The organism is Streptomyces sp. NPDC002156, assembly GCF_053593675.1.
The window spans coordinates 35,999-57,944 of the sequence record NZ_JBSFDA010000056.1 but is presented as its reverse complement, the minus strand read 5'-3'; the positions used below and the strand labels follow the sequence as shown (position 1 = coordinate 57,944).

Below are 21,946 nucleotides of genomic sequence, written 5' to 3'. Positions count from 1 at the left end.
GCCCCACTGGCGCGGGGTGACCCTGGCCACGAAGTCGGCGCCGACGATCTGGGACAGCGGAATGCGGCGGCGCGGCAGGCCGATGGGGCGGCAGCCCCCGAGGATGGGAACGGGTAGGGGCGGCGGGGGCGAGAGAAACGTCGTCACCTGGACATTTCCCACAGCAGCAGTTCCGTTGCCGTCACCCCGATCGCCTCCACCCCCTCCTCCCCCGTCAGGCGCGCCGCGTCGCCCGGGCCCAGTTTCTCCGGGCCCAGGCGGACCTCGCCCCGGACCACGTGGACGTACACGTACGCCGCGTCCGGGACCGCCGTGCGCTCGCCCGCCGACAACCGGCGTACGTGCAGCATCGCGCCCGCCTCCGGGATCGCGTACGGCGTGGAGTCCGCGATGCCGTGGACTATCTCGTAGGACGGGGGGCCACCGGGCTGGAGAGGGGCCAGCCAGGTCTGGATGAAGGTCAGGGGGGTCTCACCCTCGTTGCGCTCCGCGTGGCGTACTCCCGCCGCCGCGCTCAGGCGTTGGACGTCCCCCGCCACCACCACCGTCTCGTGACCCGTCGAGTCACGATGCGTCAGTGCCCCCTCCGTCACCCACGTCACGATCTCCGTGTGGCTGTGCGGGTGTTCGTCGAAGCCCGCGCCGGGAGCCAGCCGCTCCTCGTTGCAGGCGATCACCGCGCCGAAGCGCAGGTTGTCCGGGTCGTAGTGGGGGCCGAAGGAGAAGGCGTGCCAGGATTCGATACCGGCTGCCGGGTCACCCCCTGGATAGCGCGCGTCCGCGCGCCGTACGTCCATCACCCACCCACCGTAGACCCGACGCCGCACGCCCCCGTCCTGATAAGGCAGTCTTGTCCCGTGCCCGAACCCGAATCCCATCGCCCCGAGCCCACCTCACGTCCCGAGCACCCGCACCCGGCGACCTTGAGGCGGCTGGAGAAGTCGTCCGGGAGTCTCGCCGCGCAGGCGATCACGCGCATGGACGAGACGCTCTCGTGGTACCGGGCCATGCCCCCGGAGAACCGTTCCTGGATCGGGCTGGTCGCCCAGGCCGGTATTGCCGCCTTCACCGAGTGGTTTCGGCATCCTGATGCTCCGCAGGCCATCTCCACCGATGTCTTCGGTACCGCTCCCCGTGAGCTGACCAGGGCCATCACCCTGCGGCAGACCGTCGAGATGGTCCGTACGACCATCGAGGTCATGGAGAGTGCGATCGACGAGGTCGCCGCTCCCGGCGATGAGGGCGTGCTGCGCGAGGCCCTGCTCGTGTACGCCCGCGAGATCGCCTTCGCCACCGCACAGGTGTACGCCCAGGCCGCCGAGGCACGGGGTGCCTGGGACGCCCGGCTGGAGTCGCTCGTCGTCAATGCCGTGCTGAGCGGGGAGGCCGACGAAGGGGCTGTTTCGCGGGCCGCCGCGCTTGGCTGGAATTCGCCCGAGCATGTGTGCGTCGTGCTCGGTACCGCACCCGACGGTGACAGTGAGTTGACCGTGGAGGCCATTCGGCGGGCCGCCCGGCATGCCAAGGTGCAGGTGCTGACGGGGGTTCTTGGGGATCGGCTTGTCGTCATTGCGGGGGGCAACGACAATCCGCTCGCCGTTGCCAAGTCGCTGATCGGGCCTTATGCCGCCGGGCCCGTCGTCGCGGGGCCGATCGTGCCCGATCTGCTGGCCGCGACCCGGTCCGCGCAGGCCGCCGCCGCGGGGCTCAAGGCCTGTTCCGCCTGGCAGGACGCCCCGCGGCCGGTGCTGGCCGACGATCTGCTTCCGGAGCGTGCCATCGCCGGTGACCCCGGTGCGCGTGACCAATTGGTGGAGGAGATCTACAGACCGCTGGAGGAGGCCGGGTCCGCGCTCCTCGAAACGCTCGCCGTCTATCTCGAACAGGCGAGCAGTCTGGAGGGTGCGGCACGAATGCTCTTCGTTCATCCCAACACCGTGCGCTACCGGCTTCGACGTGTGACTGACGTCACCGGCTGGTCGCCTTCAGATGTACGATCCGCATTCACATTGCGGATCGCGCTGATTCTCGGGCGCCTGGCCGATGGGGATCTTCAACCCTAGGCTTTTGTCGGGGCCCTACAAAACCCCCTGCCGTTCTTCGTCCCTGTCCCCACGGGCGGCCGCGCCCGTCCACAAGAGAGAGTGTGAGAGTGCTCGTACTCGTCGCTCCCGGCCAAGGCGCCCAGACGCCCGGCTTCCTGACTCCTTGGCTCGAACTGCCCGGTGCCGCCGAGCGCGTCGCCGAGTGGTCCGACGCCATCGGCCTCGACCTCGTCCACTACGGGACCGAGGCCGACGCCGACGCGATCCGTGACACCGCGGTGGCCCAGCCGCTGCTGGTCGCGGCCGGGATACTGTCCGCCTCGGCACTGGGTGCCATGGGCGGTGGCCTCGTACCGGGTGCCGTCGCCGGACACAGCGTCGGCGAGATCACCGCCGCCGCCTTCGCGGACGTGCTCGACGACACGGCCGCCCTGACCCTCGTACGCAAGCGCGGCCTGGCCATGGCCGAGGCCGCCGCCGTCACGAAGACCGGGATGGCGGCGCTTCTCGGGGGCGACCCCGAGGTGAGCGTGGCTCATCTGGAGAAGCTGGGTCTGACCCCGGCGAACGTCAACGGCGCCGGACAGATCGTCGCCGCCGGGACGGAGGAGCAGATCGAGACCCTCCTCGCGGACAAGCCCGAAGGCGTGCGCAAGGTCGTCAAGCTGCAGGTGGCCGGTGCCTTCCACACGCACCACATGGCTCCGGCGCTCGATGCCCTCGCCGCTGCCGCCGCCTCGCTGACGCCCGGCGACCCGAAGGTCACGTACGTCTCGAACAAGGACGGGCAGACGGTCGCGGACGGGTCGGAAGTGCTCGCGCGGCTGGTCGGGCAGGTCGCCAACCCGGTGCGCTGGGACCTGTGCATGGAGACGTTCAAGGCGCTGGGCGCGACCGTGTTCATCGAGGTGTGCCCGGGCGGCACCCTCACCGGTCTCGCCAAGCGCGCACTGCCCGGCGTGAAGACCCTGGCCCTGAAGACCCCCGCCGATCTCGACGCCGCTCGTGAGCTGATCGCCGAGTCGCTGATCCCGACCTCTGCCGCTGACGCGGCGGGTGCCTGAAAGGAGCCCCGCGCAATGCCGAAGATCAAGCCCAGCAAGGGTGCCCCGTACGCGCGCATCCTGGGCGTGGGCGGGTACCGGCCGGTCCGGGTCGTGCCGAACGAGGTGATCCTGGAGACGATCGACTCGTCCGACGAATGGATCCGCTCCCGCTCCGGTATCGAGACCCGGCACTGGGCCTCCGACGAGGAGACCGTCGCCGCGATGTCCCTGGAGGCGTCCGGCAAGGCGATCGCCGACGCGGGCATCGCCGCCGAGCAGATCGGCGGCGTGGTCGTCGCCACCGTCTCCCACTTCAAGCAGACTCCGGCCGTGGCCACCGAGATCGCCGACAAGCTCGGCACGGCCAAGGCCGCCGCGTTCGACATCTCGGCGGGCTGCGCGGGCTTCGGCTACGGCCTGACCCTGGCCAAGGGCATGATCGTCGACGGTTCCGCGGAGTACGTCCTTGTCATCGGCGTCGAGCGGCTGTCCGACCTGACCGACCTGGAGGACCGGGCGACCGCCTTCCTGTTCGGTGACGGCGCGGGCGCGGTCGTCGTGGGTCCCTCCCAGGAACCGCACATCGGTCCGACCGTGTGGGGCTCCGAGGGCGACAAGTCGGACACGATCAAGCAGACCGTCCCGTGGAACGAGTACGACAGTTCCGGCAAGTTTCCTGCGATCACGCAGGAGGGCCAGGCGGTGTTCCGCTGGGCCGTGTTCGAGATGGCGAAGGTCGCCCAGCAGGCGCTGGACGCGGCCGGGATCACCCCGGACGACCTGGACGTCTTCATTCCCCACCAGGCCAACGAGCGGATCATCGACTCGATGGTGAAGACACTGAAACTGCCGGAGCACGTCACGGTCGCACGCGACGTGCGCACCACCGGCAACACGTCGGCCGCCTCGATCCCGCTCGCGATGGAGCGGCTTCTGGCGACCGGCGAGGCGAAGAGCGGCGACACCGCGCTCGTCATCGGCTTCGGGGCGGGTCTCGTGTACGCCGCGACGGTCGTTACCCTCCCCTAGGCACCCCGCGCCGGATCCGGATCGTCGGAACCGGAACGGGGACAACAGCCAACCCTCTCTGGATAGATACACAAGAAGGAGCGCCTGCCATGGCCGCCACTCAGGAAGAGATCGTCGCCGGTCTCGCCGACATCGTGAACGAGATCGCCGGCATCCCGGTTGAGGACGTCCAGCTGGACAAGTCCTTCACCGACGACCTGGACGTCGACTCGCTGTCCATGGTCGAGGTCGTCGTCGCCGCCGAAGAGCGCTTCGACGTCAAGATCCCCGACGAGGACGTCAAGAACCTCAAGACGGTCGGCGACGCGACCGCGTACATCCTCAAGAACCAGGACTGATCGCAGGGCCGGCCCTTCGGCCGGCCCGTCAGCCCCGCCACCCGGCGGTGGCGCCGTTCTCCCCGCCTACGCGGGGGTTGTCCTCCCGTATCCGTTGGAGAAGGAATTCCCGTGAGCCCGACCAATCGCACCGTGGTCGTCACCGGTATCGGCGCAACCACACCGCTGGGTGGCGACGCGGCCTCTACCTGGGAGGGTCTGGTCGCCGGCAAGTCCGGTGTCCGTGCCCTGGAGCAGGAGTGGGCGGCCGAGTCGGCCGTCCGCATCGCCGCGCAGATCGCCGTGGAACCGTCCGAGATCATCCCCCGGCCGCAGGCCCGCCGTCTGGACCGGTCGGCGCAGTTCGCGCTGATCGCCGCCAAGGAGGCGTGGGCCGACGCGGGCTTCACCGACCGGGCGGGCGAGGGCGCCGCTGAGGGCGAGAGTCCGGCCGTCGACCCCGACCGGCTCGGTGCGGTCATCGCCTCGGGCATCGGTGGAGTGACGACCCTGCTCGACCAGTACGACGTGATGAAGGAGAAGGGCGTACGCCGCGTCTCCCCGCACACCGTGCCGATGCTGATGCCCAACAGCCCCTCCGCCAACGTGGGTCTGCTCGTCGGCGCGCGCGCCGGTGTGCACACCCCGGTCTCCGCCTGCGCGTCGGGCGCCGAGGCCATCGGCTACGCCATCGAGATGATCCGCACCGGCCGCGCCGACATCGTCGTCGCGGGTGGCACGGAGGCGGCGATCCATCCGCTGCCCATCGCCGCGTTCGGCAACATGATGGCGATGTCCAAGAACAACGAGAACCCCGAGGGTGCCTCTCGTCCGTACGACACGGCCCGCGACGGCTTCGTGATGGGCGAGGGTTCCGGTGTGATCGTGCTGGAGTCCGCCGAGCACGCGGCCGCGCGCGGTGCGCGAGTGTACGCGGAGGCGGTCGGCCAGGGCATTTCGGCCGACGGCCACGACATCGTGCAGCCTGAGCCGGAGGGGCGCGGTATCTCCGCGGCTCTGCGGAATCTGCTGGCCGCGACCGACCTCGATCCGGCGGAGATCGTGCACGTGAACGCGCACGCCACGTCTACGCCGGCGGGTGATGTGGCTGAACTGAAGGCGCTGCGGAATGTGTTCGGTGACGATGCGGATCACATGGCTGTGTCTGCTACCAAGTCGATGACCGGGCATCTGCTGGGTGGTGCGGGTGGGGTTGAGACGGTTGCGACCGTGCTCGCGCTGTATCACCGGGTTGCTCCTCCGACGATCAATGTCGAGAACCTTGATCCGGAGGTTGATGCGGACATCGTGCGGGGTGAGGCTCGTAAGTTGCCTGTGGATGGGCGGATTGCCGCGCTGAACGACTCGTTCGGGTTTGGTGGGCACAACGTGGTGCTGGCGTTCAGGTCGGTGTGATTCTCGACTGACTGTGGCCCGGACTCCCTGGTGGAGTTCGGGCCACTTTCGGTTGTGTGTCGGCTGACCGCCGGTGGGGGCTGGTCGCGCAGTTCCCCGCGCCCCTAAAAGCCCCACTGGACGTCTCTCACACGACCTGGTGGAGCCATCTCACCGGGGCGCCCTCGCCCGCGTACCTGAAAGGTTCGAGTTCGTCGTCCCACGGCTTGCCCAGGAGTTTGGACAACTCGGCTTCCAGGTCCGTTTCGCCTCGTTGGGAGCGGGTGAGGGCGGCGCGGAGGCGGTCCTCGGGGATGAGGATGTCGCCGTGGATGCCGGTGACGGCGTGGTAGATGCCCAGGTCGGGGGTGCAGCTGTAGCGCTCGCCCTCGGCGGTGGCGCAGGGCTCGGCGGTGACCTCGAAGCGGAGCAACTGCCAGCCGCGCAGGGCGGAGGCGAGCTTGGAGGCCGTGCCGACCTGGCCCTTCCAGGAGAACTCGGAGCGCCAGGTGCCGGGGGCGGCGGGCTGGCGGATCCAGTCGAGGCTGACGCGTGTGCCGAGCACTCCGGCGACAGCCCACTCGACGTGCGGGCACAGCGCGCGCGGCGCGGAGTGCACGTACAGAACTCCACGTGTCGTCACTGGGACCTCCGGACAGAGCGGGACATCTTCGAACTGGTCGAGCGGCGGTGGCAAGGCAGCCACGTTGATGGCGAGGCTACCGTGCGGCGGCGCGAGGAGTGTGACGTACCGTCGGTCCCGATGCCATGAAACGCCCGCCATTCACCCAGGGGGACGCTTGTACTGGTGTGCGGCGTTGCACTGTTTGGGGCATTAGTTGTTCTCGGTTTCGGGAACTCCCGTGCGTTGTTATGGGCGAGAACCATTGCGCACCGCGCTGCGCGCCGACCGAGGGGACCCAGGCATGCCGAAACCAAGTCACCGTTCGCGGGCCGTCGTCGCCTTCGCGTCGGCGGCCCTGCTGGGTGTCGCCGGGTGTAGCGGCGGCGGCGGTGACACGTCCCCGGCGCCGGACGGCACGCGGGCCAAGGCCAAGCCGTCCGCGACTCCGGCGTCCGCGTGGGACAGCAGTCCGGCCTCCATGGCGGCCGTGGGCGACTCCATCACGCGTGGCTTCGACGCCTGCTCGGTGCTGTCCGACTGTCCCGAGGTGTCCTGGGCGACCGGCAGCGACAAAGAGGTGAACAGTCTGGCCGTACGGCTGTTGGGTGCGTCGGGGGCTGCCGCGCGCAGTTGGAACTACGCCGTCACCGGGTCCCTGATGGACGATCTGCCCGCCCAGATGACGAAGGCCGCCGCCCGCAAGCCCGCGTTGGTGACGGTGATGGCGGGGGCCAACGACGCGTGCCGGTCGTCTGTGGCGGAGATGACGTCGGTGGCGGACTTCCGGGCGTCGTTCACGGAGGCGTTGCGGACTCTGCGTACGGCCGCGCCCAAGAGCCAGGTGTACGTGGCGAGCGTGCCGGATCTCAAGCGGCTCTGGTCGCAGGGGCGGACCAACGGGATGAGCAAGGCGGTGTGGAAGCTCGGGCTGTGCCAGTCGATGCTGGCCGACCCGGACGCGGTCGACTCGGCGGCGACCGCGCGGCGGGACGAGGTGCGGGGGCGGGTGGAGGCGTACAACTCGGTGCTGAAGGAGGTGTGTGCCACGGATCGGCTGTGCCGGTTCGACGGGGGCGCGGTCTTCGACTACGACTTCGGGATACGGCAGCTGAGCCCCTGGGACTGGTTCCATCCGAGCCGGAACGGCCAGGCGCGGCTCGCCGAGATCGCGTACCGCGAGGTCACCGCCAAGAAGGCAGTGGCCTAGCGTTGTGACCCAGGGGTGTGACCTAGGGTTTTCCTCATGGTCCACATGAACGAACTTTTCGGCACACTTTCCGACGGCACTCCTGTTCACCGCTGGACCCTGGAGCGGGCCGGGGTCCGAGTGTGTGTGCTGACGTACGGCGGGATCGTGCAGTCGGCCGAGGTCCCGGACCGGGACGGGCGGGCCGTGGACGTGGTGCTGGGCTTTCCGGACGTGGCCGGTTATCTGGCGCACCCGGAGCCGTACTTCGGCGCGCTGGTGGGCCGGTACGCGAACCGCATCGCGGGCGGTGCCTTCCCGCTGGACGGGCGGACGTACGAGCTGGCGCGGAACAACGCGCCCAACTCCCTGCACGGCGGCACCCACGGCTTCGACAAGCGGGTGTGGGACGCGGAGCCGGTCGAGCACGGGGTACGGCTGTCCCGGGTGAGCCCGGACGGCGAGGAGGGGTTCCCGGGGCGCCTTGAGGTCTCGGCGACGTACACGCTGGACGCGGACGGGGCGCTGCGGATCGCGTACGCGGCGGTCACGGACGCGCCGACCGTGGTGAATCTGACGAATCACTCCTACTGGAACCTGTCCGGGCCCGCCTCCGGCAGCGCGGGCGGGCATGCCCTGCGTGTCGACGCCTCGCGGTACACGCCCGTCGACGCGGATCTGATCCCGACCGGTGTCGGGCCGGTGGCGGACTCCCGCTTCGACTTCCGTACGGAACGGAAGGTGGGCGCCGGGTACGACCACAACTTCGTCCTCGACAAGGGGCGGACGGCGGACGCGGTCGAGGTCGCCGAGTTGTACGACCCTGCCTCGGGGCGTGTCGTGACCGTGGCGACGACCGAGCCGGGCCTTCAGCTCTACACCGCCGACCACCTGGGTGAGCCCTTCGGGCCGGGGCACGGCATCGCGCTGGAGACCCAGCACTTTCCCGACTCCCCGAACCGGCCCGAGTTCCCGAGCACGGAGCTGCGGCCGGGTGGTGCGTACCGCTCGGAGACGGTGTACGGGTTCGGCGTACGGGACTGAGAGGCGTAGGGCTGAGACGCGTACGCCAGCCGGCTGGCCCCGGTCCGGGGGTCAGGTCCCGGGCCGGGGCCGGCTGGTGGGGCGGACTGCCCTTGGCTAGACCGTAATCGGCGCGGTGAGCCGGTGGTCGGTGATCGAGCGGCTGATCTGGATTTCGTACGAACCTTTCACAAAGGCCCATGCGTTTGCCGACTCGTCCCAGGTCTCGAAGGCGCGGCGCGGGAGTTCGAGGGTCACCTCGGTCGTCGCGCCGGGGGCGACCTCGATCCCGGCGAAGGCGGCCAGCCAGCGGGCCGGGCGGTCGGGGTCCTGAGTGGTGGGTGCGAGGTACGCCTGGATGGTCTCGCGGCCCGGGCGCGTGCCCGAGTTGGTGACCCGGACGGTGACCGTCACCCCGGTCGCTCCGTTCCCCTCCGCCTCGGCGCTCTCGTAGGTCCAGTCGGTGTAGCCGAGGCCGTGGCCGAAGGGGTACGAGGGGATCCGGCCCTTCTGCTCCCAGGCTCGGTAGCCGATGAACACGCCCTCCGTGTACGGGAGTTCGCCGTCGGTCGGGGTGACCTGGGTGACCGGGGCGTCGGCCAGCGTGCCCCAGGTGGTGGGGAGTCGGCCGCCGGGTTCGCGGGCGCCCGTGAGGACGTCCGCCAGGGCCGCGCCGCCCTCCTGGCCGGGGAACCAGGTCAGCAGTACGGCGGCGACCTCGTCACGCCAGGGCAGTTCCACCGGGGAGCCGGAGTTGACGACCACGACGGTGTTGGGGTTGGCGGCGGCGACGGCGCGCACCAAGTCGTCCTGGCGGCCGGGGAGTTGGAGGTCGGTGCGGTCGAAGCCCTCTGATTCGACGCGGTCGGTGGTGGCGACCACGACGACGGCGGTGTCGGCGGTGCGGGCCGCTTCGGCGGCCTCGGCGATCAGTTCGTCGGGGTCGCGGCGGGGTTCCTGGTGGCAGAGGCTGAAGGCGACGGTCGGCATCGGGGTGTCCTTGGGGAAGGTCACGACGTAGGTGAGGGACACCTCCACCCTTGTGTCCGCGGTGAGTTGGACCTCGGCGCGGGGTTCGGGGTCGCCGAAGAAGGCGATGAAGGGGTCGTCGCTGTCGGTGGTCTGGATGTCGTCGTAGTGGGTCGTGCCGTCGACGGTGAGGGTGAAGGCGCCGAGGCCCTTGATGCCGAAGGTGTGCGGGCCGGTGTGGCGCGGGGTGAGGGTGCCGGTGAGTTCGACGGTGTGCAGTCGGTCGTGGGTGACGCCCTCGGGGAGGTCCGAACCCATCCAGTTGATCTGGCCGTTGGGCGCGGCACCGGTGCCGATGACCGTGCCGGACGCGTCGCGGCAGACGGCGCGCAGGGTGAACCCCTTGTCTGCGACGGCGAGTTCGGTGTTCGGGTCGGCGCCGACCGAGTAGGTGAGGGCGCCTTCGGGGAGCGCGGCGGTGAGGCCGTCGAGCGGGGAGACGACGCGGGCCGGGAAGACGGTGGCGGAGCCGCCGCCGAGGACGCGGGCGTCGCGGGCGGCGGCTCCGCTGAGGGCGACGGTGTGCCCGGCGGGCAGCGGCAGGGCGCCCTCGTTGCGGACGAGGACGAAGGAGCGGTGGGCGATCTCACGGGCCAGGGCGCTGCCGTCGACGGTCGCCGGGAGTTCGGTGACTGCGGGTTCGGCGCCCTCCAGGACGCCGACGCGGGCGGCGAGGCGCAGAACGTTGCGGACGGCCCCGTCGAGGGTGGCCTCGGCGACGACTCCGTCCCGTACGGCCTTGGCGAGGGGGGCGCCGTACACCGTCCTCGGGCCGGGCATGGCGACGTCGAGGCCGCCGTCGATGGCGCCGGTGGTGGAGCGGGCGGCCGTCCAGTCGGAGACGTTGTAGCCGTCGAAGCCCCATTCGCCGCGCAGGACCTCGTTGACGAGGTAGCGGTGCTCGCTCATCGTCGTGCCGTTGACCGTGTTGTAGGCGGTCATGATGCCCCAGGGGTGGGCGTTCTCGACGATGGCCTCGAAGGGGGCCAGGTACAGCTCGCGCAGGGCGCGTTCGGAGACCAGGTTGTCGACGGTGAAGCGGTCGGTCTCGGCGTCGTTGGCGATGAAGTGCTTGACGGTCGTGCCGACGCCGCCGGACTGGACGCCGTTCACATAGCCGGCGCCGATCCGCCCGGTGAGGTACGGGTCCTCGCTGTACGCCTCGAAGTGCCGGCCGCCCAGCGGGGAGCGGTGCAGGTTGACGGTGGGCGCGAGGAGGACGTGGACGCCCTTGCGGCGGGCCTCCTGGGCCAGCAGCACGCCCGCCCTGCGGGCGAGTTCGGGGTCCCAGGTGGCGGCGAGGGCCGTCGGAGAGGGCAGGGCGACGGAGGGGTCGTCGGCGGTCCAGCGGGTGCCTCGGACACCGATCGGGCCGTCGGACATCACGAGGGACCTCAGCCCGATCTCGGGGAGTCCGGGCAGCGACCAGCTGTCCTGCCCGGACAGCAGCCGGGCCTTGGCGTCCAGGTCGAGCCAGCCGAGAGCCGCCTCGACGGCCGCCTCCCGGGCCCTGTCCCCCGATGCCTGCCGTACCTGCGGTGTCTCCGTCACGTGGGCGCCTCCTCGTCGAAGTCCATGGACGTCTCCCCGCCCAGCACTCCACCTCACACTATGGCGTAGACCACTTCCGTCACGCGATACTGCGGCCGTCCGGCAGCACCCCACTGTCGTGTCCTCCCCCACGGCGACGGAAAGGCCTGAACTCCCTTGAATTCCCTACGTGTTCGGATCGGCGTACTCGGACTCGCACTGCTGGCGGGGCTCTCGGCGCCCGCCACCGCCTCGGCCGCCGAAGCCCCGGCCGCGCCCACCGTCGAGGAGCAGCGGCTCGACAAGGCCGCGCCGCAGGAGATCCTCCGGCGTTCCGGGTTCGACTCGGTGGCGCCGAGATTCGCGCGGGCGCTCGGCGACGCGCGCTCGTACGGGCAGGCCCGCGGGCTCGTCGTACGCCAGGCGTCGGCGTTGTGGCAGCGGGCGGTCGACCGGGCGCAGGGGCGCGGTCCTGCCGGGGGCGATCTGAGCCGGGACGACGACCGGCCGCTGTACTGGGCGCGGCTCGCGATGATCCGTGAACTGCGGCTTTGGGAGCCGTCGTTCGAGGTGAGCACCGAACAACGTGCCGCTCTGCTGGGTGAGTTGGAGCGGAACTCGCGCGGGCAGACGTCGATCCGGTATCCGTGCGGCGGGGCGCTGAAGCGGGTTCTGGTCACCGGGTTCGATCCGTTCACGCTCGACCGTGACGTGCGGATCTCCAACCCGTCCGGGGCCACCGCGCTCGCCCTCGACGGCACGGTGATCCAGACGGCGGAGGGGCCGGCCAGGATCGAGACCGCCGTGTTCCCGGTGCGCTGGCAGGACTTCGCGGACGGGACGGTGGAGCGGACGTTGCGGCCGGTCCTGCCGAAGGTCGATCTGTTCACGACCGTGAGTCAGGGGCGGGTCGGGCGGTTCGACGTGGAGCGGACCAACGGGGCCTGGCGGGGCGGTTTCCCGGACAACGAGAACATCGGCCGCACGGAGACGGTCCCGGTCGACGACCCGGCCTCGCAGCCGCAGTGGACGTCAACGACGCTGCCGTACAAGGCGATCGTGGCCGCGAGCACCGGGCGGTTCCCCGTGTACGACAACACCGCCGTGACCGAGATACCGGCGGGCGGCACCGATCCCGTCGTACGGGCGGACGGGCCCACCGCCGGGTCGACGGCTCGGGCCGGGGGCGGCGGGAACTACCTCTCCAACGAGATCGCCTACCGGGCGACCCTCTTGCGCGACCGGCTCGGTCTGGGCGGCACGCTTCCCGGCGGGCATGTGCACACGCCGGTGCTGCAGTTCGGGACGGGCAACACCGACCCGGCGACCGGGACGGTCACCGATGCCGAGTTCGTACAGAACCGGCTGGACATCATCGCGCAGGTGCGGTCGATCCTGACGGTCGCTGTCGACTCGTCCGGTCAGGCTGCTGCTTCCTCCGACGGTTCCTGACCGACGGTCTCCTCGCCGAGCAGGTCGCGGGCCATCATCGTGGCGCCCGCGACCGCGCCCGGCATCAGGAAGACGGCCACGAACGGCACCACGAAGGCCAGCGCGAGCGGTGTGCCGAAGCCCCACACCAGCAGCCTGCGGGAGCGAAACAGGGCCAGCCGGTCCCGGAGTTCGACCCGGCGTCGCTGAAGGGCGACGCCGGCCAGCTCCTCGGTGAGGAAGAAGCCGGTGACCATGAAGCCGATCACGGGTACGACGGTCTGGCCGAGGAACGGGACGAAGCCGAGGGCGAAGAGGAGCACGGCCCAGCACAGGGCCCGTACGAGGACCCGGAGGCTGTCGCGGGCCGAGATCCACAGCTCCCTGTACAGCGGGAGGCCCGACTCGGGGGCCGTGCCGTCGGGGGACACGTCACGGTCGACCTTCTCGGAGAGGTTCTCGTAGAAGGGCTGGCCGATGAGGAGGGTCATCGCCGTGAAGGTGAGGACCGAGAGCAGCAGCGCCAGGGCGAAGAGGAGCACGGTGAGGAAGCCGCGGAAGAGTCCGAGCCAGGGGCTCGACCAGTCGTCGGCGAAGGGGGTGGCCCAGGTGGTGAGGTCGGTGCCGTAGAGGGCTAGGGCGGTGAGGGCGGCAAGGTAGAGGACGAGGGTGAGGAGGCCGGGCAGTAGTCCGAAGCCGTACTGCTTGCCGTGTTGGGCGACCCAGCGTTGGCCCTTCAGGAGGTAGCGGAAACCTGTCGCAAGATCGCTCATGGGGGAACTCTATCCGGGGCGAAACGTGGGGTTGTAGGTGCGGCTAGGCAGAAGTGGCCACCACCAGGGGGCCGTCCGCCCTCGGTGACACCGCCGCCGACACCCGTACCGCCGCCGCCCTCGCCACGCGGCCCGTACGGGAGGCCGTGGCGAGCAGGAGGGGCTGGAGTTGTTCCAGGCTCGCGACCAGCAGCTCCTCCCCCGCGATCAGTACCGGCCTGGCCGCCTTCGTCGAGGCCGCCGCTGCTTCCGTGAGGTCGGCGAGGGGGGACAGGGTCGCGCGGACGACGCCCGCTCCGGCTGCCGCCGCGCGTTCCGCGAGGGCGACCTGGAGAGGCATCAGGGGTGCCAGTGCGGACGTCAACGCGTCCGCGATGCGGCGGAGTTCGGGGGTGCCGTCGCGCAGGACCTCCGCCGCCGCGCGGATCAGCGGGGTGAGGGCGAGGAGGACTCCGGCGGTCAGGCCCGCCGCCGCGGGCAGCAGCGGGGACAGTGCGTCGACGAACTCACCGAGCGCTTCCGCCACCTCCTCCACGGCCGGTTCCACCGCGTCCAGGACCGGCAGCAGGCTGTCGCCGAGGGCGGTCAGCAGGGCCTGCGCGGGCTCGCTCACGGGGTGTACGGCGAGCGGGGCGCCCGTGGTGCCGAGCCGGGTGAGGGTGTCGACAATGCGGTAGAAGGCCTCCTGGGCCTGCGGTGACGCGCTCGCCTCGGCCAGTTCGGCCGTGGTCTTCCGCAGGACACGCAGTGCCTCGGCGCCCGAACCGTCTCTCGGGTCGAGGGTGTTGACGGCGATCTTGGTGATGTTCCCTGCGGTGTCCAGGAGTTGGCCGGTGATGTCGGTCGTACTGCGGGCCATGCGCAGTACGTCCTCCCTGCTGGGGAGCGAAGGAATCGTTGCCATCGGCCGGCTCTCCTCGTCTCGTCTCTCGCACTCAGGATGCCCCTTCCGGCCCCTCCGGCATGCGCCATCCGGGGCATCCGTGGCGCGGGGGCCCTCTTGTTGGCGTTGAGTCGAGGAGGTACATCTCGCCGTACCGATCTCAGGAAGCACAGAACACAGGAAGCAATGGAGGACGTACGCGTGCGTCGCACAAGACCCGTTCCGCCGAGCCCTGTTCTGCTCGCCGCCCTCGCCGTCACCACGGCAGGCTCGCTGTTGCTCACCCCCCACATCGCCACCGCCGACCGCAAGCCCGTGACCCGGGAGGGGGCCGCGAGTGAGCGGTCCGTGGCCGGTGAGCGCGCCGCCACCGCCCCGGCCGGCGCCGCCACCCGCGCCCTCACCAGCCCCGTCACCGGCCTCACCGGCACCGGCCGCGGCTACCCCCGTGAACAGACCCTGTCCCTCGACCCGGAGAACCCGGCCGACAAGTCCATCAAGCTGGGCCTGGTCCCGTACCACGCCATCGCGCCGAAGCTGAACGCCCTTCAGCGGCTGGGCGACCGGGTGAGCGTCGAGGTCGCGGGCCGGTCGGCGGGCGGGCACCGGCTCTACCTCGTCACGGTGACCGCGCCGGAGAGCGCGGCCCAGACACGTGCCCAGGAGGGCATGCGCGAGCTGATCGAGAACGCGCCCGCGGTCGCCGCCAAGAGCCAGGCGATCAAACGGAGTTACAAGGCGCCCGTCTTCGTCAACAACAACATCCACGGCAACGAGTGGGAGGGCACCGACGCCTCCCTGAAGCTGATCGAGCGGCTCGCGACCGCCACCGACACCAGGACGAAGGACCTGCTCGCCCACTCCCGGCTCTACTTCAACATCACCGCCAACCCGGACGGCCGGATCGCCGGTACCCGGGCCAACGCCAACGGGTTCGATCTGAACCGGGACTTCGTGACGTCCTCGCAGCCCGAGGGGCGGGCGATGCGGCAGATCGAGATCGACAAGCAGCCGACGGTCATGCTCGACCTGCACGGATACGTCAACGGCACGCTCATCGAGCCGACCACTCCCCCGCACGGCGAGAACTACGAGTACGACCTCTTCCTGAAGAACACCTACGCCAACGCGCTCGGGATGGAGGCCGCCGTCAACGGCCTCGGCTACACACCGCAGAAGGACGGCGTCGAGGCCGCCCAGATCCCGTTCCGCGATCAGGAGGAGGGCTGGGACGACTGGCCGCCGATCTTCACCCCGCAGTACGCGGCCTTCCACGGCACGGTCGCCGCGCACACCGTCGAGATCCCGCTGACGGTCAACAACCGCGCCTACGACACTCTCCCGGTGGATGAGTTGCGGCGCCGTTCCGCGATCAATGTCGCCGTGGCGGGGGCTGCCATCGACGCGACCCTCGACTACGTCCAGGATCACCGGACTTCGCTCGTCGCCGACCAGATCGAGGTCTTCCGGCGCGGGGCGGCCGGGGCCGCGCAGGTGCCGGTGTCGGCCGAGACCGTCCCGGGGGTTCCGGGGATCGGGCCCGAGGACGTCTACACGACCACCTTCCCCCGGGCGTACGTCATCCCGGCGGGCACCTCGGCCCAGCGTTCCGCGCCCGCCGCCGCCCGGCTGGTCGACCACCTGCTCGCCAACGACGTCAAGGTCACCCGCGCGACCCATGACTTCCGGTTCGGCGGACGGACGTACTCGAAGGGCTCGTACGTCGTCGACATGCGCCAGCCGAAGCGCGGGCTCGCCAATGTGCTGCTCGCCGACGGGCGGGACATCAGCGACAAGGTGTCGGTGATGTACGACATCTCGGGCTGGAGCCTGGGACGGCTGTGGGGCGCGACCGTCCAACCGGTGGGCAGCGGCAGCCTGTCGGGCGTGCCCGCGCGGGCGGTGAGCGCTGCCACGCGGGTCGGGTATGTCGCCCCGTACGGCGATCTACGGCTCCGGCTCGACGATCCGCGTGAGATCGCCGCCCTCAACTCGCTTCTACGGGACGGTGTTTCGGTACGGCGGGCTGCGGACGGCAGTGCGATCGTCCCGGCGTCGGCGCGCAGGAAGGCGGGCGCGGTGGCCCGTACCTACGACGTGGCCTTCGACGCGACGAAGGCGGCCGGAACCACTGCTCTGCGGCGTACGCGGGTGGCGGCCGCCGTCACGCCCGGGGAGTTGTTCGCGCTGCGTGAGATGAACTTCGAGGTGACTCCGGTGTCGACGGACGTCCTCAACGCCGGTTTCGACTGGTCGGGGATGGATGTGCTGTTCGTGTCGCAGGGGGTGCAGTACGAGGGGCTGAACACGGCCGCCCGTACGGCACTCGACGCCTTCCTCGACTCCCGGGGACTCGTCGGCCGGGGTGCCACCGGGGCCGCGTTGAACTCCGCAGCCGGGGTGCTCGCGGCCAAGGCGGTGGAGGGGAACGGGGATGCCAACGGCGTTGTACGGGTGGTGAATTCGGGGCCGGTGACTGCCGGTGCCCCCGGCCACGGCTTTGTGTACGCGCCCGTCTGGTTCACCGATCTCGGCCCCGCGGTCCGGGTCGAGCAGTCGTACGCGAGCGGCAACCCCCTCGTCTCCGGGCACTGGCGGGCGCTGGCGGACGGCTCGGGCGGGCCCACGGCCGCGGCCGGGCAGCCGTCCGTGGTCAGTGGTCCGGGAGCCGTACTGTTCGGCACGGAGCCGCTCTTCCGGGATCATCCCAAGGGGGAGTTCGCGCAGGTCGCACGGGCGTTGTTCACAGTGGCGCCCCGCACGGCACAGCTGCAGTAGGTGAGGAGAGCGGATGACGCAGGAGATCCACGGCACTGTCAGCGACGGGTTCGAGGCAGTGCGGGAGGAGTTCGCCGGCTTCGTCGCCGGTGAACAGCCGGACTACGAGGGCCAGTTGTGCGCGTATGTGCACGGCAGGCGGGTCGTCGACCTGTGGGCGGGCCCGGACACGGGACCGGACACCCTCTACGGCGTGTACTCGTCCACGAAGGGCGCCGCCCATCTCGTGGTCGCCGTCCTGGTCCAGGAGGGCACCCTGGAGCTGAACCGCAAAGTCACCTACTACTGGCCGGAGTTCGCCGCCGAGGACAAGTCGACCCTGACTCTGCGCGACCTGCTCGCGCACCGGGCCGGCCTGGTCGGCGCCGACACCGGGTTCACCCTGGAGGAGCTGGCCTGCGACCGGGTGATCGCCGAACGCCTCGCGGACCAGCGCCCGTTCTGGCGCCCGGGGACGGCGTTCGGCTACCACGCCTTCGTCATCGGCGCGTTGACCGGCGAGATCGTCCGGCGGGCAACCGGCCGTACGCTCCAGCAGGTCCACGAGGAGCGGGTGCGCGCCCCTTACGGCCTCGACTTCTATCTGGGGCTGCCGGAGGAGCTGGAGCCCCGCTTCCGGACCGTCCAGCCCATGCAACCGACGCCGGAGGAGAGGCAGTTGCTGGACGCGCTCCCCTCCGGGCCGCACACGCTCGCGTCGATCGCCTTCAACCGCCACGGGGCCGAGCCCACCGACCTCGAATCGCTGCCCAACCACCGGGTGGTCCGCGCCAAGGGGCCCGCGTCGGTCGGCGGGGTGGCGTCGGCTCGGGGGCTGGCCGGGCTGTACGCGGCGGCGATCAGTGAGGTCGGGGAGCACGCGCCGCTGCTGAAGCCGGACACGGTCGCGGAGTTCGGCCAGTTCCACTCGACCGGCTACGACCTGGTGGCCCGGGCCCACAAATCGTTCGGCCTGGGCTTCCAGAAGACCGCGGACGTGGCCTACCCGTTCCTGGGTGCCAACACGATCGGCCACAGCGGCGCGGGCGGCTCCCAGGCCTTCGCCGACCCGCACAGCGGCCTGGCGTACGGCTACACCCGCCGCCGGTTCGCCTTCCCGGGCGGAGCGGCACCGGAGAACGAGCGGTTCGTACGGGCGGTGCACGCGGCGGCGCTGCGCGACTGACCCGTTCAGCGGCGGAGGCCGCACCCCACGTCCAGGGGTGCGGCCTCGGTCGTACTCGACAACTACCGCCGTACGAAGGTCGGTTCAGTACTTGACGATCATCTTGCCGGTGTTGTCGCCGCGCAGCACCCCGAAGAACGCCTCCAGGTTGTTGTCGATGCCCTCGACGACCGTCTCGCGGTACTTGAGTTCACCGGAGCGGACCCAGGCGCCGACCTCCTGGACGAACTGCGGCTGGAGGTCGTAGTGGTCGCCCACGAGGAGGCCCTCGATACGGCCACGGGTCGCGATGAGACGGGCGAGGTTCTTCGGGCCGGGGGCGGGCTCCGTGTTGTTGTAGACGGAGATCATGCCGCAGATGGCGATCCGGCCGTGCAGGTTGAGGGAGCCGATGGCCGCCTCCAGGTGGTCGCCGCCCACGTTGTCGAAGTACACGTCGATGCCGTCGGGGGCCGCCTTGCGGAGCTGCTCGCTGACCGACCCGTCCTTGTAGTTGAAGGCGGCGTCGAAGCCGTACTCCTCCACCAGGAGCTTGACCTTGTCGTCGGATCCGGCGGAGCCGATGACCCGGGAGGCGCCCTTGAGCTTGGCGATCTGTCCGACCTGGCCGCCCACGGCACCGGCGGCGCCGGACACGAACACGGTGTCGCCCTCCTTGAAGGAGGCGGTGCGCAGGAGGCCCGCGTAGGCGGTGAGGCCGGTCATACCGAGCACGCCGAGGTACGTCGACAGCGGGGCGGCCTCGGGGTCGACCTTGACGGCGTCCTTCGCGTTCACGGCCGCGTACTCGCGCCAGCCCAGGAAGTGCAGGACGTGGTCACCGACGGAGAGACCCTCGGCGTTGGAGGCGATCACCTCGCCGACGGCACCGGCCTGCATGACCTTGCCCAGCTCGAAGGGGGCGACGTACGACTTGGCGTCGCTCATCCGGCCGCGCATGTACGGGTCCACGGAGGCGTACAGGTTCCGCACCAGCACCTGGCCCTCGCGGGGCTGCGGGACCGCGGCCTCGACCAGGGCGAAGTCCTCGGTCTTGGGCCGGCCGACCGGACGGCTGAGCAGGTGCCATTCGCGGTTGACGGTGGGGAGCGGGGCGGGGGCGGAGCTGTCGGACATGAGGGTGCCTTCCGGTGCGGCTCAAATACTTCAGATGCTTCAGTACGTGAAACAATAATGCTCCTGAATATTTCAGGGTGTCAAGTAAAGGGGTAGCCTGGAGAGCATGGCCACACCGGAGAAGACTCGCCGCCCCGACCCCCTGACCCTTGAAGTCGTCGACCTCATCGGCGCGGTCGTGGCCCGCTACCACCAGGAGTACGAGGAGGCGGCCACGCAGCACTCCCTCACCGGAGCCCAGGCCCGTCTGCTGAGCCTGCTCTCACTGGGGCCGCTGCCGATGCGGCAACTGGCCCGGAAGCTGCGCTGCGAGCCGTCGAACGTCACCGGGATCGTGGACCGGCTGGAGTCCCGGGACCTGGTCGAGCGCCGCCCCGACCCCTCGGACCGCCGGGTGAAGCTGGCCGCGTGCACGGAGGAGGGGGTCCGGGTCGCACGGAGCCTGCGCGAGTCCCTGAACTTCGCCCGGGAGCCACTGGCGGGACTGTCGGAGGAGGAGCGGGTGCTGTTGCGGGGTTTGCTGGTGCGGATGGCGGAGGCATAGGGCAAGCCTCGGTTTCTGAGAAAGCTCCTGTCAGTTCATAGGGGCCCGCTGTGCGTTGGCGATGAGTTCAACGAAATTGTTGACGATTTTGCCGCCACCAAATTACGTTCGCATGCGCAGACAGACCCCCTCACGGACCTAGGAGACATCGTGAAGCGCAGGACCGTAATCGGAGGACTGGGCGCGGCAGTGGCCGTCCCGGCGATCGCCACGTTCGTGAACAACGAGGCCATGGCCGGTTCGGAGTCCTCGTCGTCCTCCGCCTCGTCCGGCGCGCTGGTCTTCGACAAGGACGCGTACACCGAGCTGACCACGACGATCACCACGGACGCCGGCGACAGGTCGGTGACGTACCACTTCTACAAGGCGATCACGTACGTCACGAACCCGGTCGACGAGAAGTACCAGAGCCTGAACGTCAGCGTCCCGGTCGAGATCGACGGTACGGCGGTGGACGCGACCCGGGCGCCCATCCTGTTCGCCAACGCGGTGGGCGGGTACATGCCGTCGTCGGTGGCGGACGCCACGGGGATCGGGGGCGGGGGGATGACGGGGGCACCGGGTGGTGCGGCTCCGTCGGCATCGGCATCGGCTTCCGCCTCTGGGGAAGTCGCGTCCGGCGGTAACGCCCAGGTGGATCAGCAGGGCGAGATGGTGAGCAACGCCAAGCTGGGGCTGGCGGCGGGGTACGTGGTCGTGGAGCCCGGCGCGCGCGGCCGTACGCTGGTCGACTCGTCCGGCACCTACTACGGCACGGCGCCGGCGGCGATCGTCGACCTCAAGGCCGCTGTCCGCTATCTCCGCTTCAACAAGGGCCGCATCCCGGGCGACACCGACCGGATCGTCTCCTCCGGTACGAGTGCCGGTGGCGCCCTGTCCGCGCTGCTCGGGGCGTCGGGCGACAGCCCGCTGTACGCCGAGTACCTGACGGAGCTGGGCGCGGCCGACGCGAGCGACGCGATCTTCGCCAGTGGTGACTGGTGCCCGATCACCGACCTCGAACACGCGGACATGGCGTACGAGTGGAACTGGGGCGCCAACAAGCTGAGTTCGGGCTCGCTGGTGGACCAGACGGTGTCGAAGGACCTCAGCACGGCGTTCACTGAGTACCAGGCGTCGCTGAAGCTCCGGGCGCGCGGTTTCGGCGCGCTGACGGCACGCAACCTGGACGACTACCTGCTGGAGACCTACCTCCGGCCGGCCGCGACCAAGTACCTCGACTCCCTTTCGGAGTCGGCGCGTTCGACGTATCTCGCGGCGAACACCTTCATCACGTGGTCCGGCGGGAAGGCGACCTTCACGTGGGCCGACTTCCTTACGCACGTGGGTGCGCGGAAGAAGGACACACCGGCGTTCGACGCGTTCGATCTGTCCGCCGGGGAGAACAACCTGTTCGGGACCGGGACGACCCAGGCCCGTCACTTCACGCTGTACAGCCTGCGGCACGAGGGCAGCAGCAGTGCGCGCCTCGACAGTGACCTGCCCGAGAAGCTGACGCTGATGAACCCGATGCCGTTCATCGCGAAGCGGAACCCCTCGCGGGCGAAGCACTGGTGGATCCGGGTCGGCACGAAGGACAGCGACACGTCGCTGTCGGTGGTGGGCAACCTGGCAGCGAGCCTTGAGCAGTTGGGCGACGACGTGAACGCGCTGATGTACTGGGACTCGGGGCACGGCGCGAACGACGACGCGGCGGACTTCATCACCTGGATCGCCAAGGTGACGGGGTACAAGACCAGCACCAAGTAGCCCTCCGGCCACTGCTCCGTCTGCTCCCTGCGCTCCCTCTTACTCCGTGGCTGCTCCTCGGCGCCCGGTGGTAGTACTGGCCCCGGGTGATCTGCGACGGGGAACGGCTGGTCGGGTTCGTCATGGCCGGCTTCGACCCGGCGCATCCGGTGGAGCCGTACCGGAGTTATCTGTGGCGGCTCGACATCGCCGCGGACCTCCAGGGGCAGGGGTACGGCAGCTTCGCGGTGGCCGAGCGGGAGTTGTAGCTCCGCTCCGGTCCTGTTCACCACGGTCTCCCGG

General features: G+C 70.2%; 19 protein-coding genes. 13 read left to right on the top strand and 6 right to left on the bottom strand.

Going from position 1 to position 21,946, the window contains the following annotated elements:
• Positions 1-143: 143 nt before the first annotated feature.
• Positions 144-797, bottom strand: coding sequence for a pirin family protein (locus tag ACWCRB_RS23150; protein WP_450997849.1), 654 nt, complete (start codon positions 795-797; stop codon positions 144-146).
• Positions 798-857: 60 nt separating this feature from the next.
• Between ACWCRB_RS23150 and ACWCRB_RS23145 the strand changes: the two genes are divergently transcribed.
• The 5 genes from ACWCRB_RS23145 (at position 858) to ACWCRB_RS23125 (ending at position 5,853) form a co-directional block, all read left to right on the top strand.
• Positions 858-2,063 carry a PucR family transcriptional regulator gene (locus tag ACWCRB_RS23145; protein WP_369036713.1) on the top strand — a complete coding sequence of 402 codons (1,206 nt, stop codon included), beginning with the start codon at positions 858-860 and terminating at the stop codon, positions 2,061-2,063.
• Positions 2,064-2,152: 89 nt separating this feature from the next.
• A complete protein-coding gene (locus ACWCRB_RS23140; RefSeq protein WP_450997846.1) occupies positions 2,153-3,109 on the top strand; it encodes an ACP S-malonyltransferase in 957 nt (318 codons plus the stop codon).
• A 15-nt stretch (positions 3,110-3,124) separates the two neighbouring features.
• Positions 3,125-4,120, top strand: coding sequence for a ketoacyl-ACP synthase III (locus ACWCRB_RS23135; protein ID WP_389350978.1), 996 nt, complete (start codon positions 3,125-3,127; stop codon positions 4,118-4,120).
• 89 nt (positions 4,121-4,209) lie between these two features.
• Complete coding sequence (locus ACWCRB_RS23130; RefSeq protein WP_105971431.1) at positions 4,210-4,458, top strand: acyl carrier protein; 249 nt, start codon at positions 4,210-4,212, stop codon at positions 4,456-4,458.
• 111 nt (positions 4,459-4,569) lie between these two features.
• Positions 4,570-5,853: a beta-ketoacyl-[acyl-carrier-protein] synthase family protein gene (locus ACWCRB_RS23125; protein ID WP_389350977.1), complete on the top strand. Its 1,284-nt coding sequence runs from the start codon at positions 4,570-4,572 to the stop codon at positions 5,851-5,853.
• A 127-nt stretch (positions 5,854-5,980) separates the two neighbouring features.
• Here ACWCRB_RS23125 and ACWCRB_RS23120 read toward each other — a convergent pair whose 3' ends face one another.
• A complete protein-coding gene (locus tag ACWCRB_RS23120) occupies positions 5,981-6,475 on the bottom strand; it encodes a DUF3145 domain-containing protein (RefSeq protein WP_235479438.1) in 495 nt (164 codons plus the stop codon).
• 283 nt (positions 6,476-6,758) lie between these two features.
• Between ACWCRB_RS23120 and ACWCRB_RS23115 the strand changes: the two genes are divergently transcribed.
• Entirely contained in the window at positions 6,759-7,664 is a 906-nt protein-coding gene (locus ACWCRB_RS23115; RefSeq protein WP_450997845.1) for an SGNH/GDSL hydrolase family protein, read from the top strand.
• Positions 7,665-7,709: 45 nt separating this feature from the next.
• The gene (locus ACWCRB_RS23110) at positions 7,710-8,687 is read left to right on the top strand and encodes an aldose epimerase family protein (protein ID WP_450997844.1); all 978 of its coding nucleotides are present in this window, start codon (positions 7,710-7,712) and stop codon (positions 8,685-8,687) included.
• A gap of 96 nt (positions 8,688-8,783) precedes the next feature.
• On the opposite strand, the gene ACWCRB_RS23105 is transcribed toward ACWCRB_RS23110, so the two are convergent.
• Positions 8,784-11,246: a beta-glucosidase gene (locus tag ACWCRB_RS23105; protein ID WP_450997843.1), complete on the bottom strand. Its 2,463-nt coding sequence runs from the start codon at positions 11,244-11,246 to the stop codon at positions 8,784-8,786.
• Between the two features lie 156 nt (positions 11,247-11,402).
• Here ACWCRB_RS23105 and ACWCRB_RS23100 point away from each other — a divergent pair, with 156 nt between their 5' ends.
• Positions 11,403-12,677: a pyroglutamyl-peptidase I family protein gene (locus tag ACWCRB_RS23100; protein ID WP_450997842.1), complete on the top strand. Its 1,275-nt coding sequence runs from the start codon at positions 11,403-11,405 to the stop codon at positions 12,675-12,677.
• Here the strand turns inward: ACWCRB_RS23100 and ACWCRB_RS23095 are convergent.
• On the bottom strand, positions 12,647-13,429 hold the full coding sequence (locus ACWCRB_RS23095) for an EI24 domain-containing protein (RefSeq protein ID WP_450997841.1): 783 nt from the start codon (positions 13,427-13,429) through the stop codon (positions 12,647-12,649). The two genes, ACWCRB_RS23100 and ACWCRB_RS23095, sit on opposite strands and share 31 nt — an antisense overlap.
• A gap of 43 nt (positions 13,430-13,472) precedes the next feature.
• Positions 13,473-14,333 (bottom strand): hypothetical protein, encoded by an 861-nt coding sequence (locus ACWCRB_RS23090; RefSeq protein WP_450997840.1) that lies wholly within the window; start codon positions 14,331-14,333, stop codon positions 13,473-13,475.
• Between the two features lie 180 nt (positions 14,334-14,513).
• Here ACWCRB_RS23090 and ACWCRB_RS23085 point away from each other — a divergent pair, with 180 nt between their 5' ends.
• Positions 14,514-17,090, top strand: a complete 2,577-nt coding sequence (locus ACWCRB_RS23085) for a M14 family zinc carboxypeptidase (RefSeq protein WP_450997839.1) — start codon at positions 14,514-14,516, stop codon at positions 17,088-17,090.
• A gap of 13 nt (positions 17,091-17,103) precedes the next feature.
• Complete coding sequence (locus ACWCRB_RS23080; protein ID WP_450997838.1) at positions 17,104-18,255, top strand: serine hydrolase domain-containing protein; 1,152 nt, start codon at positions 17,104-17,106, stop codon at positions 18,253-18,255.
• Between the two features lie 84 nt (positions 18,256-18,339).
• Here the strand turns inward: ACWCRB_RS23080 and ACWCRB_RS23075 are convergent, their stop codons facing one another.
• The gene (locus tag ACWCRB_RS23075) at positions 18,340-19,371 is read right to left on the bottom strand and encodes an NADP-dependent oxidoreductase (protein ID WP_450997837.1); all 1,032 of its coding nucleotides are present in this window, start codon (positions 19,369-19,371) and stop codon (positions 18,340-18,342) included.
• 106 nt (positions 19,372-19,477) lie between these two features.
• Here ACWCRB_RS23075 and ACWCRB_RS23070 point away from each other — a divergent pair, with 106 nt between their 5' ends.
• The 3 genes from ACWCRB_RS23070 to ACWCRB_RS23060 all read left to right on the top strand — a co-directional run bounded on the left by ACWCRB_RS23070 (position 19,478) and on the right by ACWCRB_RS23060 (position 21,912).
• Positions 19,478-19,915 carry a MarR family winged helix-turn-helix transcriptional regulator gene (locus ACWCRB_RS23070; RefSeq protein WP_235479430.1) on the top strand — a complete coding sequence of 146 codons (438 nt, stop codon included), beginning with the start codon at positions 19,478-19,480 and terminating at the stop codon, positions 19,913-19,915.
• Between the two features lie 150 nt (positions 19,916-20,065).
• Entirely contained in the window at positions 20,066-21,664 is a 1,599-nt protein-coding gene (locus ACWCRB_RS23065) for a subtype B tannase (protein ID WP_450997836.1), read from the top strand.
• Positions 21,665-21,750: 86 nt separating this feature from the next.
• Positions 21,751-21,912 carry a GNAT family N-acetyltransferase gene (locus ACWCRB_RS23060; RefSeq protein WP_450997835.1) on the top strand — a complete coding sequence of 54 codons (162 nt, stop codon included), beginning with the start codon at positions 21,751-21,753 and terminating at the stop codon, positions 21,910-21,912.
• The last annotated feature ends 34 nt before the right edge of the window (positions 21,913-21,946 follow it).

Excerpts from the sequence above, each read along its gene's own strand:
- ACWCRB_RS23075 (WP_450997837.1), bottom strand. The coding sequence starts at position 19,371 with ATGTCCGACAGCTCCGCCCCCGCCCCGCTCCCCACCGTCAACCGCGAA.
- ACWCRB_RS23070 (WP_235479430.1), top strand. The coding sequence starts at position 19,478 with ATGGCCACACCGGAGAAGACTCGCCGCCCCGACCCCCTGACCCTTGAA.
- ACWCRB_RS23110 (WP_450997844.1), top strand. The coding sequence starts at position 7,710 with ATGAACGAACTTTTCGGCACACTTTCCGACGGCACTCCTGTTCACCGC.
- ACWCRB_RS23080 (WP_450997838.1), top strand. The coding sequence starts at position 17,104 with ATGACGCAGGAGATCCACGGCACTGTCAGCGACGGGTTCGAGGCAGTG.
- ACWCRB_RS23130 (WP_105971431.1), top strand. The coding sequence starts at position 4,210 with ATGGCCGCCACTCAGGAAGAGATCGTCGCCGGTCTCGCCGACATCGTG.
- ACWCRB_RS23150 (WP_450997849.1), bottom strand. The coding sequence starts at position 797 with ATGGACGTACGGCGCGCGGACGCGCGCTATCCAGGGGGTGACCCGGCA.
- ACWCRB_RS23115 (WP_450997845.1), top strand. The coding sequence starts at position 6,759 with ATGCCGAAACCAAGTCACCGTTCGCGGGCCGTCGTCGCCTTCGCGTCG.
- ACWCRB_RS23090 (WP_450997840.1), bottom strand. The coding sequence starts at position 14,333 with ATGGCAACGATTCCTTCGCTCCCCAGCAGGGAGGACGTACTGCGCATG.
- ACWCRB_RS23135 (WP_389350978.1), top strand. The coding sequence starts at position 3,125 with ATGCCGAAGATCAAGCCCAGCAAGGGTGCCCCGTACGCGCGCATCCTG.
- ACWCRB_RS23095 (WP_450997841.1), bottom strand. The coding sequence starts at position 13,429 with ATGAGCGATCTTGCGACAGGTTTCCGCTACCTCCTGAAGGGCCAACGC.